The 12,631-nt window shown below is 69.2% G+C and carries 10 protein-coding genes; 7 read left to right on the top strand and 3 right to left on the bottom strand.

What is annotated here, in order from left to right; all coding sequences use genetic code 11:
• The first annotated feature begins 16 nt into the window (after positions 1-16).
• From grpE to ACWEF2_RS13450, 6 genes are read left to right on the top strand one after another with little or no spacing between them, the layout of a single operon-like run.
• Positions 17-529 (top strand): nucleotide exchange factor GrpE, encoded by a 513-nt coding sequence (gene grpE, locus ACWEF2_RS13475; protein WP_453814918.1) that lies wholly within the window; start codon positions 17-19, stop codon positions 527-529.
• Positions 530-2,113, top strand: coding sequence for an Hsp70 family protein (locus tag ACWEF2_RS13470; protein WP_453814917.1), 1,584 nt, complete (start codon positions 530-532; stop codon positions 2,111-2,113). It begins immediately after the preceding gene.
• Between the two features lie 3 nt (positions 2,114-2,116).
• Positions 2,117-4,639 (top strand): hypothetical protein, encoded by a 2,523-nt coding sequence (locus ACWEF2_RS13465; protein WP_453814915.1) that lies wholly within the window; start codon positions 2,117-2,119, stop codon positions 4,637-4,639.
• A 4-nt stretch (positions 4,640-4,643) separates the two neighbouring features.
• Positions 4,644-5,810, top strand: coding sequence for a TRAFAC clade GTPase domain-containing protein (locus tag ACWEF2_RS13460; RefSeq protein ID WP_453814913.1), 1,167 nt, complete (start codon positions 4,644-4,646; stop codon positions 5,808-5,810).
• Positions 5,811-5,814: 4 nt separating this feature from the next.
• Complete coding sequence (locus tag ACWEF2_RS13455; protein ID WP_453814911.1) at positions 5,815-8,055, top strand: GAP1-N2 domain-containing protein; 2,241 nt, start codon at positions 5,815-5,817, stop codon at positions 8,053-8,055.
• On the top strand, positions 8,055-10,196 hold the full coding sequence (locus tag ACWEF2_RS13450) for a TRAFAC clade GTPase domain-containing protein (protein WP_453814909.1): 2,142 nt from the start codon (positions 8,055-8,057) through the stop codon (positions 10,194-10,196). Before ACWEF2_RS13455 ends, ACWEF2_RS13450 begins: the two co-directional genes overlap by 1 nt.
• A 119-nt stretch (positions 10,197-10,315) precedes the next feature.
• Here the strand turns inward: ACWEF2_RS13450 and ACWEF2_RS13445 are convergent, their stop codons facing one another.
• The 3 genes from ACWEF2_RS13445 to ACWEF2_RS13435 all read right to left on the bottom strand — a co-directional run bounded on the left by ACWEF2_RS13445 (position 10,316) and on the right by ACWEF2_RS13435 (position 11,954).
• The gene (locus ACWEF2_RS13445; protein ID WP_453814908.1) at positions 10,316-11,155 is read right to left on the bottom strand and encodes an IS5 family transposase; all 840 of its coding nucleotides are present in this window, start codon (positions 11,153-11,155) and stop codon (positions 10,316-10,318) included.
• A 262-nt stretch (positions 11,156-11,417) separates the two neighbouring features.
• On the bottom strand, positions 11,418-11,738 hold the full coding sequence (locus ACWEF2_RS13440) for a transposase (protein ID WP_453814906.1): 321 nt from the start codon (positions 11,736-11,738) through the stop codon (positions 11,418-11,420).
• Positions 11,739-11,747: 9 nt separating this feature from the next.
• Complete coding sequence (locus ACWEF2_RS13435) at positions 11,748-11,954, bottom strand: hypothetical protein (RefSeq protein WP_453814904.1); 207 nt, start codon at positions 11,952-11,954, stop codon at positions 11,748-11,750.
• Positions 11,955-12,020: 66 nt separating this feature from the next.
• Here ACWEF2_RS13435 and ACWEF2_RS13430 point away from each other — a divergent pair, with 66 nt between their 5' ends.
• The gene (locus ACWEF2_RS13430; protein ID WP_453814902.1) at positions 12,021-12,605 is read left to right on the top strand and encodes a hypothetical protein; all 585 of its coding nucleotides are present in this window, start codon (positions 12,021-12,023) and stop codon (positions 12,603-12,605) included.
• Positions 12,606-12,631: the final 26 nt, after the last annotated feature.

Here is a 12,631-nt window from a genome sequence, read left to right as displayed (position 1 = left end):
CGATTCTGTTTTGATCGTGCTGGACCGGCTTACCGAGGAGATGAAGGCCGAGTTCAAGCGCGACCACGATCGGGCAGCCCATCGTGAGGAGGTCATCGACCGGCTGCACGCGGAGAACCAGGAACTCCGCCGGGGGCTGCTTCAGGAGGCTCTGACGCCGGTCCGGGCCGGCCTCTACCGTCTGTACGACTTCGTCGGCCGTGAGGCGACCAGGCTCCGTGACGCGCCGGAAGGCGCCCCCCACGTCGGATCCCTCCTGGAAGCCATTGCCGCAGAGGTGGCCGAGGTGCTGGCCAGGACGGGAGCGGAGCTGCTGGAGGTCGCTCAAGGCGACCCCTACGACCCGTCCCGGCACCGGGCGACCAGAGCAGAGCCGGGTCCGGAAGGCCTCGTGCTGGCGGTGCTCGCGGACGGCTTCCACCAGGGGGAACGGGTTCTACGCAAGGCCGACGTGGTGGTCGGCAGGGCCGCCGATGACCGTCCGGCGCAGCCGCAGAGCCCGCCGGAGCAGAGGAGAGAGGACAGATAGATGGCCGTATACGGAATCGACCTGGGCACCACGTACTCGTGCATCGCCAGCATCGACCATGCTGGCCGGGCAGTGGTGCACCGCAACCGCGAGGGCACCGACACCACACCGTCCGTGGTCTTCTTCGAGACGCACGACAACGTCGTGGTCGGCCAGCCCGCCAAGGACAGCGCAGTCATCCACCCCGACCTGGTGATCAACCGGATCAAGCGCGACATGGGGCAGGACGTCGCCAGGACCCTGCACCAACGGCCGTACACGCCCGAGGAGATCTCGGCGTTCCTGCTCCGGAAGCTGGCCGAGGACGCGCAGGTCGCGACCGGAGACGTGGTGTCGGACGTGGTCATCACGGTGCCCGCCTACTTCGGCGCGGCTGAGCGCGACGCCACCCGCAAGGCGGGTCGGATCGCCGGACTCAACGTGATCGGCATCATCTCCGAGCCCATCGCGGCCGCCATCACCTACGGGGTGCTCAACCCGGCCGAGGACTGCCACATCCTCGTCTACGACCTCGGTGGCGGCACGTTCGACACGACCGTCATCACCCTGAGGGGCGGCGACATCGAGGTCGTGTGCACCGACGGCGACCACCGCCTCGGAGGGGCCGACTGGGACGACTGCCTGGTCGAATACCTGGCGGAGCGCTTCAGGCAGGAGCATTCCGATGTCGGGGACCCGCTGGAGAGCAGCGTGACCGAGCAGGACCTGCGCAAGATCGCCGAAGATCTGAAGAAGACGTTGTCCTCCCGCGTCAAGCACGCGGTGCGCGTGATGCACGAGGGGCGGGTGACCACGGTAGAGCTGACCCGGGAGACGTTCGAGGGACTCACCCAGGACCTGCTCGACCGGACTGTGGCCATCACGCGGCGGACCCTGGAGACAGCACGGGCGAAGGGGGTCGACCGCTACGACCATCTGGTTCTGGTCGGCGGATCGTCGAGTATGCCCGCGGTGACCGAGACCCTGAAGAAGGAACTCGGCCTGACGCCCCGGCTCCAGGACCCCGACCTGTCCGTCGCCAAGGGAGCCGCCCTGTACGCGTTCGAGGAGATCTACCGGCAGCTGGTGACCTCCGGGGAACGTTCCAAGGCGGAGGCGATGGCGTTGGAGGCGGGGCTGTCGAGTACACAGCAGCGGCAGATCGAGGGCCGGACGATCAAGACGGTCGCCTCACGCTCGTTCGGCATCGTCACCACGAACGGACAGACCCGCCAGCGATATGTCGCCCATCTCGTGCACGTCAACGACCCACTGCCGGCCGCGATCACCGAGGGCTTCGCGACCCTGAACGACAACCAGGACACCGTGGCCGTCCGGGTGATGGAACAGGCGGGCAGCACGGAGTCCGAACAGCTCGACGACAACAACAAGATCGGGGAGGGTGAGCTGCGCATCCCGCCCGGCAAACCCGCCGGATTCCCGATTGAGGTGACGTTCTCCCTGGACACCTCGGGTCTGCTACACGTCACCGCCCGGGAGAACGAGCGGGGTCAGCAGCTGGACCTCGACATCCAGATCGGTGGCATGTCCGAGGAAGAGGTCGCCTCGTCGCGAGCTTCAATGTCCCAGATCCGTGTGAGCTGACACATGGCGTTCGATGACGCCCGGTACCTGCGGGAGGTGCTCGACCCGGCCCGGCAGGCCGGCGGCGCGCCTCCCGCGGACCTGCGGCAACGCTACCAGATCCAGGACACCATGAGCGCCGCCGAGATCACGGAGACTGTACGGCAGGTCCGGCAGTGCTGGCGGCGCTCGCGGCAGATGCTCAAGTTCCGCAAAGTGATCGACGCCCTGGAGGTCGAGCACGCCGAACGCTACGCCACGATCTTCGAGGCCGTGGCAGGAGGCGACTCGGGCCCGCTGCGGGCCGAGATCAAGCAGTCCGCGGAGCGGGACGGCAAGCGCCTGGCCGACGTCCGGCGACGGCTCGACGACGCCGCGGGCAAGCTGCGCCTGTTGCCCCCCGACGTCGTCGCGGGCATCGCCAAGTCGGCCGGGGTCACCCTCCAGGACGCCGGCAAGCTGGCGGCCAAGCTGGGCATCGGCGTGCGCGAACCCGACGAGCTTCTCCAGTCGCCGCCGTACGCCGCCTACGCCAAGGTCCGGGCCGCTCTCGACACCCTGGGCCAGCGCCACCTGCTCGGCTTCGTTTTTCCCGACCAGCCGACCGGCATCCGGGTCCTGGGCGCGATCCCCGGGATCCTGGAGCAGGTCGCCAAGCTGGAGCGGGACGCGCAGCGCAAGACGCGTGGCCCGTGGACGGTGAGTGCGGACACCGTCTTCTCGGGCCTGCGTAACACGCCGGATCCGGAGGTGCTCCTGAGATACGACATGACCGCGAGGCTCCGGGAGCGCGTTCGCGAGCACCCTTACGACGACACGCTGATGCGGCACGCCACCGACGACCTCGGCCTCGATCCTCAGGACGCCAAGCGGCTGATCTTCGCGATTCGCCAGGAGACCGGTGTGACCGGAGGCCCCGCCGGGCGGCTGCGCGAACTCGTCGACGCCGGGGAGATACAGACGGCCGCCGACTTCGTGGAGGCGCTGCCCGCCGACGCGCTGGTCGGAGAGGCGGCCGAGCTGGCCACGGAGGTGCGTGCCCGGCTGGCGAAAGCCGTACAGCTGCGTGACGCCGCACAGGCGGAGGCTGACCCGGATCGGGCGTGGATGATGCTGGAGGACGCTCTGAGCCGGGCTCCGGACCTGCCGGGGGCCGAGGACCTGTTCGCCGGGCTCGCGCCGCAGCCCCCGGTCGATGTGCGGGCGCGCCTGGAGGGCGATGTGGTGGTCGTCACCTGGCAGGCGTCGCTGTCGCGCGCCGGTGAGATCGGCTACGAGGTGTTCCGGAACGGCGTCCCGTTCGCCGAGGTGACGCGGCCCGGAGCGCGTGACGAGTGCCTCCCGGTGAACAAACCTGTCACCTATTCAGTCGTCGCCCGGCGCAGGCAGGCCGCCTCGGCTCCCGTGGCCTGCGCCGCGCTGACGTTCCGGCCCGAACCGGACGGGCTGCGGCTCACCGCCGTGGACGGAGTCGTCATCGGCCACTTCCGCTCGCCCGCCGGGGCCCTGCGCGTGGTCGTCACCCGTGACGGCAGGCCGATCCTCGTGGAGGGCTCGGGCTTCCGGGACCGGAACCTGCGCAACGGGACCACCTACGAGTACCTCGTAGCGGCCGTCTACCCGGACGGCCGGGGAGAGGCGGTCACGCCCGGCCTGCGCAGCGCCGTCACCCCGCAGGCCAGGCCGGAGCCCATCGCCGAGTTCACGGTGGAATCCGACCCGGGCGGCCGGGACGAGCTGGTGATCCGCTGCGCCGAGCCGCCGTCGGGCGTGCTGGAGTTCCTGGCGCTCCCGTCCGAGCCTCGCTGGCCGTACGGGGCGAGCGTCCCGATCGAGGAGGTCCGCGCGGCCGGTCGGGTACTACCTGCGACGCCCACGCGCACCGGGCACGTACTGCGGTCGGTCCAGGTGTCCGGCGTGCTCCTGGTTGTCACCGTGGTGGGAGACACGGCGAGCATCGGGGCTTTCCGCGAGCACGTCAACCTGACCGCCCCGCGGCAGGTGAGCGCAGTACGCCGAGGCGGTGTGGTCCATGTGGGCCTGGAATGGCCCGGGGACGTGCCGGAGATCGAGGTCCGGTGGGGCCGCGAGCGGCTGATGGTCAACGCGGCCGCTTACCGGAGCCAGGGCGGAATCCGCCTCGACGTCCCGGAAGGAGAGGCGCCGATGATCGAGCTCGCGCCGACGACGGTCGTGAAGGGGACGCGGATCCGCGGCCCAGCGGTCCTCGTGCCGCTGCTCGCCATCGTCCCCATCAGGTACGACCTGCGGAAGAAAGGGCTGCTGGGGCGCCGTGAGCTGGTCGTCGACGTGACCTCGGATCGTCCCGCGCGGATAGCGCGGCTCGTCCTGGTGATCAAGGCGGGCCGGATCCAGCCCAGCTCGGCCGACGACGGCCGGGTGCTCGGTGAGTGGTCGGCCGTCGACACCCCGACCCGGCTGGTCGTCCCGCGGCCCAGGCAGTCCAGGCCGTACTGGCTGCGCTGTTTCGCCGAAGGCCAGGTCGAGCTCATTGACCCCCCGATACGCGTCCTGAAGGTGGGGTGAAGCCGTGATCACGTGCCCGTACTGCTTCGTCAAGACTCCGAGCAAGCGCATCGCCTTCCGCTGCCTGGGGACGACCGGGCGTACCGCCGGCTGCGCACCGGTGCCGGACCAGGCGCTCGGTGTGTTCCGCGGCGGCTCGACCGTGCCCGCGCTTCCGCCGGTGTTCGCTGTACGGCGGCCGGGCCGCAGAGCCGTCTGCCCCACCTGCTCCCGTGAGACCGCGTGGCGGGTCTGCCCGTCGTGCCACAGTCGGCTCTCCGCCGAGTACTGCGCGAACCCCGGCAAGATCGTCGCGCTGGTGGGGGCCAAGCATGCGGGCAAGAGCACCTACATCGCGGTCCTGATCCACGAGCTGATGAACCGGGTGGGAGAGGAGCTCAACTCCTCGCTCGTACCGTGCGACGACCGGACCATCGAACGCTACAAGCAGGACTTCGCCCGCCCGCTGTACGGCGAGCGCAAGCTGCTGGTCAGCACGCAGTCCTCCGCCAACGCCCCCCGCGACCCGCTGGTCTACCTGTTCACCCGGACTCTCGGCGGCCGACTGCGCAGCCGTACGGCCTCGCTGACCCTCGTCCTGTTCGACACGGCGGGGGAGGACCTGCGCCAGCGCGAGATCAGCGAGCTTCACCTGCGCTACTTGAACGCCGCCGACGCCGTGATCTTCCTGCTCGACCCGCTGGAGCTGCCAGGCGCGCAGACGGCCCTGAGCGGTGCGGCCAGGGAACGCGGCGGGACGCTCGCCGACGATCTCATGAGCGATCCGGCGGACGTCGTCGTCCGGGTGACCGAGATGCTGCGCAAGCGGAGCGGCGGCCGGCTGGCCATCCCCGTGGCCGTCGCCCTCAGCAAGATCGACGAAATGCGGGAGTCGATGGAGCGTCAGTCGGCGCTGCACCGAACCCGCGACCAGATCGGAGCGCTCGACCTGAACGACAGGGAAGCTGTGGACGAACAGGTCCGCGCGCTGCTCTACCAGTGGCAGGCGGGAATGGTGGACCGCTACCTGAACCAGCAGTACACCGACTACGCCCTCTTCGGGTTGTCCTCTCTCGGCGCGGTGCCGGAAGGCGAAACGGTCGCACGCAGCGGAATCCGCCCCTATCGCGTCGAGGATCCCCTGCTGTGGCTGCTGTATCGGTTCAAGATGCTCGACGGTATACGGAGGTAGCCCCGTGGCTTGGCAACTCCACTACACATCCGCGGAGGCTGGACCGTCCGGGCGCGCTGGCTTCCAGATCACGGCCGAGACGCCCGGAGTGCCGGCCGGGCTGACCTCGCAGGTCACGCCGTATCTCACCTACCGGCCGCCGCCGAGCATGCCGACGGCGCCCACACCTGACCAGATCCGCGCCATGCCGGTCGCGCTGTCGTACGGGCTCATCGGCCACCGGTTCGCCCTGGCCCGGTGCGTCTACCTCGGCCAGGACTACTCGGGCCGGTATGGGAACTTTCTGGGCCACGCCCTGATCTTGGGCGAGGACGACCTGGTCGGGCTGCGGCCGATCGAGTTGTGGCGGGCACCGCTGTGGGCGGACGCCCCAGTTCGGCCCGGCACCGAGCTGCCCGAGCTGGCCAACCCGATGCCGGGCACGGCGCTGGACCCCGAGTCCTTGGGGCAGTGGCTCAGGTCGAAAGGGCCGGACGCCTACCAGCGGCTGGGGATCCTGCTCGAACTCACGCGGCGCAGCCTCACCCAGGGGCACGGCCGGCTCGTCCTGGTCAGCGAGGACGGCGACGAGATCGTCCGCTGGATCGCGGTGATCTCCTATTCGCTGCCGTGGGAGGCGGTGACCCGGCTCTCGTTCGTCACCTACAGCGGGGACCCGGCTTCGACCGCGCAACTCATCGTGGGTACCACGCCGGACGTGTGGATCCCCTCCGATGTGGACGCGACGGTCGTCACCCTGACCGGGGAGCCGCAACCGATCGAGACCGGCCGGTTCTCCGACACCATGCGGGAGCTCTGGAGGTCCATGGACCTCGGCGGAATCGACGAACTCTCAGCGTTCGACGCGGACGACCCCGATACGGCGGCGGCGCTGGTGGCGCTCTGCCTGACCGGCACCGAACTCTCGGAGGCCGAGCAGTCGGCGATCGTCGAGTTGGTCGGCGGCGACCTTCCCGAGTGGGTGTGGCCCCTGCTGGGTCAGCGGGCCGAGCTGCTTGGCTATCCGCTGGCGGCGGCGGTCGCCGCCCACGGCCCGGCCGAGGCCTCCGGCCCGTGCGCCGCGCGCTGCGTCCTGCTGGCGCTGCGCGACCCGGGACTGGCCCCGCCCCGCGGACCGCTGCCCGACTCCTACCGAGGGCAGATGACGGTCGCGGCGCGCGCCGAACTCGACGCCGCCGACAGGCTGCCCCACTTGGTCGGCATCCTCCGGGTGGCGGACACGACCGGTCTCGAGCTTCCCGCCAGGCAGGTGGAGCGGGCCGCGGCGACCCTGGTCAGGTCCGGGCTCATCGGGGTCGCCGAGCAACTTGACCGCACCCCGTCTGGTGGGCGCGAGGCGCTGCTGGCGGGACTGGTCTCCGGCCTGGAACGCGCCCTGCCCCAGGTGCGCGCCGAGGTGCTTACGGCGGAGCTGTGCCGGTCGCTCGCCGACCGTGACCTGCGGTCCGCGCCCGCCACCAGCACCGTCGTGATCGCCTGGCAGGTCGAATCGGGACGTCTCGGCCGCGTGGACGCGACCGCCCGGCTCTTGGCTCTGGCGCACCCGCCGCAGGCGCTGGCCGAACGGGAGACGACGCTGGCGGGCCTCTGGCGAGAGGATCCGACGACCGCCGAATGCCGCCGGGTTATCGAGGCGGCCGGTGCGCGGATCCAGAGTTCGCCCACCCTGAGCAGCCTGCCGGCACGCCTGTTCGTACGGGTCGGGCTGAAGGGCCACGACGCCGCCGACATCGCCGGTCAGGTGCGGGACGCTCGACTGCCCGGATCCGCTGCCAGGGACGCCGAGGCGGTGCTAATGGCCACCGGGCTGGCCAGCATGAGCACGCCCGGCCACGCCGCCGGAGCGGTGGATCGCCTCACCGACCTGCTCCGTCACGGTGACCCAGGACTCACCGGCGTGGTGCTTGCATGGGCGGCGAAGGCGCTGGCCCGGCAGGACGTGATGTTCCGGATGGCGCTTCTGCGGAAGCTGTCCGGCCCGTCCCTCGGGTGGCTGCTCGACGCGTGGCTGGGTGGACGCGCTAACCGGGACGAGCAGGCGGCCCTGCTGGAGATCGCGATCCGGCTCCGTCGGTCCGGGTTGGTGATCGCTCCACTGGAGGAGTGGGCGCAGGCTCTGGTGAACAGCTGGTCGCCGTTCGGGTCCATGGAGAGCCGGTTCAAGCACGACCGGGACCTGTCTGCAGGGCTGCGGGAGCTCATGAAGCCCAGACGACGGGGAATCCTGCGCCGAGGGGGCAGCTGATGTGGCTCTTCGCGTTCATCTTCGTCGCGTGGCTCCTGGCCATATTCATCGGTGTGTTCGCCGCGATGACGCTCTTCCCGCTCGTCCTGCTGGGCAGCACGCTCGTCGCGGCGGGTCTCTACCTGACGCAGGCGTGGGCGATCCTCGTGCCGGACGTGTCGGGGGGGCCGTCGCCGGTGGCCCAGCCGGTGGGCGGGAAGGAGCACGATCCGGCCTACCGGCACTACTTGGCCTCCCAGGTGTGGAAGGACTGGCAGGCGATCCTCCGCAACACGACCCCGCTCATCGGGGCCAAGGCCGAGGCGGGGCTGCGAAAGGTCACGAGCACCCTCCTCGGTGGCGAGCAGGCGTGGTTCCTGTTTCCGATCTGGCTGGGCATCTGCGGCGGAATCGTGGCGGCCGCGGTTCCCGTCCTCGTCATCGGCGCACTGATCATGGCCCTGTACATGGGGGTGGTCGCGCTGGGGACAGCCGTCTGGCTGATCTGCGTGGGAGTGCTGCGAGCCATCGAACAGGTGTTCATGCTGGTCCACCGGATCCTGCAGACCTGCCCCTACCCTGAGTGCTACGCGCGGTTCACGCTGCCCGTCTATCGGTGCTCGAATTGCGGGACCAAGCACCGACGGCTGACGCCCAACCTCAACGGCGCCGCCCGGCACGTCTGCCGGTGCGGCACCCGGCTGCCGACGACCATCCTGCTCGGTCGCTACCGCCTCCAGGCGTACTGCCCGAACTGCGACCGTCAGCTGCCCACTCGGGTCGGCCGGGTGCGGATCGAACCGATACCCTTCGTGGGCGGTCCAGACGCCGGCAAGACGACGTTCATGGCGCTCGCTGTCAACACCGTCCACAGCGCGGTGAACACGGCGGGCGGCACAGCCCTCTTCGCCGACAAGGGCGACGAGAAGGCCTTCCAGCACTTACGCCGGGAGCTGGCCACGGGAAGGATCAGCAAGACCCTTAACGGCATGCCCAAGGCCGTGATGCTGGACGTGGCGATGCCCGGCAGGTCCCGGGGCAGTCGAATTCTATACCTCTTCGACCCCTCAGGCGAGCACTACACCGGCGCCAGCAAGGTCGAGGAGATGCGTTTCCTCGCGCACGGAGAGGCCCTGATCCTCGTCATCGATCCCTTCGCGCTCCCCGGGGTGCGGGACAACCTGCTGGAGTTCGAGCGGAGGGCCCTGGAGACCAGAGGAGTCGTGCTGTCGCCCGAGGACCCGGCCGACACCTTCACCCGGCTGCGCAACGAGCTGGCCGGCCGTGCCGACGGAGGCTCACAGCGCCGGGTCGCGGTCGTCCTCACCAAGGCCGACCTGCTCCGGACGACGACCTCCGGGCGCGGGATCGACGACCTGCCCGGCTGGCTCACGCTGATGGGCCTCGGCAACCTTGTGAGAGAGGTGGCGCACCAGAGCGCGGAGGTCCGCTACCTCGCGTCGGGGCTGCCGCCCCGGGGCCCGGAGATCGCCGAGCTGATGGGCTGGCTGGCCGGTCTGCGGCTGAGCGGAGCCGCCGAGGAAAGCAGCTGGGAAACCGCCGAGCTGACGGCAGGGGACGCGCGCAGGCCCTGGGACGTCAAGCCGCGTCCGACAGGTTGCCCGCCATTGAGCTACCTGCTCTTCCGGCGCACGCTCGCCGGTGCCACGATGGTGACCTCGACTCTCGTGCTCGCCCTGCTCAGCATGCTCCTGCTGAGGCTGTGGGTGACGGGCGACGATTCGACCGCGCTGGAGGCCGCGACCGCATCCACCCTTCCGCAGACACTGCCGGTCCCGAGCACCAAAACTCTGGCCGGGCACTGGCGCGGAACCGTCCACCAGCCCGGCTCTGGCCAGTACCGGGTCGATCTTGTCCTGACCAAGAAAGCGTGGCTCGGCGAGAAGGCTGGCACTGTGGAGTACCCAGGACTCAAATGCTCGGGAACCGTCACCCTCGAACCGGTCAATGACCCCGTCGGGACGACAGTCGTCCGTGAGGAGATCACCAAGGACACCGGTCGCGGATGCGCGCCACTGGGGTGGATCGCGCTCAACCGGACGTTAGCGGGAAAGCTCGGCTTCCGGTGGTTCAAGAGTTTCGAGGACATCGCACAGGGAGGGAGTCCCGCAGCCTACGCAACGCTGACGAAGAAGCCGTGACAGAAGGCCGGACCCAATCGCCGCCGACAGCCGGCTAGAAGAATGAGTCCAAGGGCAGTCCACAATGTCATCACTGTTAAGTGAGTGTTTGATTCCGTGATTTCTGTCTGATTGTGGTTTCAGGCACCTCTCCAGGTTGGGGTGGACTCGCGGGTGAGGCGGCGGGTCATAAGGTCGATCATGGCGATGTGAATCATGGCTTCGGAGCGGGCCGGTAGGGCTTCGTAGTCGCGCGCCAGGCGGCGGTGGAACATCAGCCAGCCCAGGGTGCGCTCGACGACCCAACGCCGGGGCAGGGCGGTGAATCCCCTGGTGGCGGGGTCGCGGCGGACGACTTCGACATCGATGCCCAAGGCGGCACCGCCTTCGATGACCTTGGTGCGGTAGGCGCTGTCGGCCCAGGCTTTGGTGATCGTCGGGTTGTCTGCGGCGGCCTGGGTCAGCAGGGGAAGGCCGGCTGCGCCGTCGGAGAGGCCGGCAGCGGTGACCATGACTGCCAGCAGCAGGCCAAGGGTGTCGGTGACGATGCTGCGCTTGCGGCCGGCGATCTTCTTGCCCGCGTCGTAGCCCTGGCCGGCGGCGGGTACGTTGGCGGAGGTCTTGACGCTTTGGGCGTCGATGACGCAGGCCGTGGGGTCGGGATCGCGGCCTTCTGCGGTGCGGGCCAGACGCCGCAGCAGACCGTTGAGCTGGGTGAAGACGCCGTGGTTCTGCCAGTGGGCGAAGTAGCCGTAGACGCTCTGCCAGGGCGGGTACTCGTGCGGCAGATAGCGCCACGGGATGCCGGTGCGGTCGACGTAGAGGATGGCGTTCATGATGGCGCGCAGATCGTGTTCGGGCGGGCGTCCGATGTCCAGGCCTTGGCCGCGGCGCTCGGCGCGCCAGGCGCTCAGCGTGGGTTCGATGAGCGCCCAGCGGGCGTCGGACAAGTCACTGGGGTACAGTCGCCGCTCGGCCATGCTTCCGACGTACCGTGTCCCGCATCGGCCGCCCAGACCTCGATGGGGATCCCTCACTGACAGGTAAGGACAGGGCACCGCGTCTTGGGATGAGACAGGATTTTCCTGGGCGAGACCGGCGCTCGATGGTCTGTTCCTTGAAGGCTGCTGTTCCGAAATCCATCGAAAGCGCACAAGTCAGGCGTGCGGGCTATCGGACGGATCGAGTGTTTCACCATCTCCTGGGATCAAACACTCACTAAGAGGGTGTCTGAAAAGTTCCTTAATGGCATGATGATGGCGTAGCGCCCCGTCTGGAAGTACGGGAGGCCGCCGATGCCGAGGAAGTGCGCTGCGTATCCGACGGACCTGTCCGATCCCGAATGGGAAACCCTTGCCCCGCTGATCCCGCAGGCCAATCCCGGATCGGTGGCCCGCCCCGGCGTCCGCGTTCGGTGCGGGTGACGCGCTGGCGCACCGCAGTGAGCGCCTGGTTGGTGAGCGCGACCAGGTGGAAGTGATCGACGACGAGGACGGCGTGCGGCAGCGCCTGGCGGATCGCGGTGCGGTAGCAGGCGGCCTGGTCGATCGCCACGATGCGCACCTGGTTCTTTCAGCCCTGGCCGCGAGTGTTGAGCCAGTCCACCACGGCTTCGCCGGTCCGGCTGGCGGCCTGGCCGACCAACCCACCCGAGCCCGGCAGGTTGACGAAGTTGGTCTCGAACAGCTTGGTCCGCGCCCATCGGCCGGTCGCCTCGTTCTTGATCCACCTTGGCCTGCCCCGGCGGGTTTCGTCGTAGCGCCTTTCGAAATGTTTCACATGGTCTTCCGGCACCTCGGTAAAGTCGACTAACTGGCTGGTGGTCGCTTTTATGTGGATGGTGAGATGAAAAAGGCGCTGAAGGTGACGGCTGTGGTGGTTATCGCCGCCGTGGTGGTCGCCGGGTGCACGTCCGGCGATTTCAGGCCGCCGATTTCGGTGGATTCCGCAGTCGCCGATCTACTGAAGCGGCCACTGGCAGGTCCCGAGGTCGCGCGTGGCGCCGCGTGCCCGGTCACCAAGGTCGTGACGCGTCCCACGCCATTGGTCGGGGAGCTGCTGGGGGAGGGGCCGGTGCGCCCGGTGATGGGTTCCACCCTGCGGTACGACGGTGAGGATCGGGGAACCCTGTTTGAAGACAGCGGGTGGGGCGGGCGGAAAGTGCTGTGGACCGCCGTTCCCGACCTGTCGGGTCCCGCTGTGATCAGGGGGCGGCGACTGGACGGCGACGACCCCGTGGGGTTCGACGGTACGGAGGGTCAACCACTGGACAGCAAGATCGTCATGCTCCCGGATCCTTCGGCGGAGGGTTGGCGAGATCGCCCCGGTTATGTCCGGCTGAAGGCGCCCGGCTGTTACGCCTTCCAGGTCGACACGGTCAAGGGCTCCTCGGTCATCGTGTTCCGCGCGGTCGGACCTACCGTCACCTGATCCTCCACCTCGGGTCGCCTCGGGCC

It is taken from the genome of Streptosporangium sp. NPDC004631, assembly GCF_053601935.1.
Note: the sequence above shows the minus strand (reverse complement) of the source record. Positions and strands in the feature narration are given on the sequence as shown.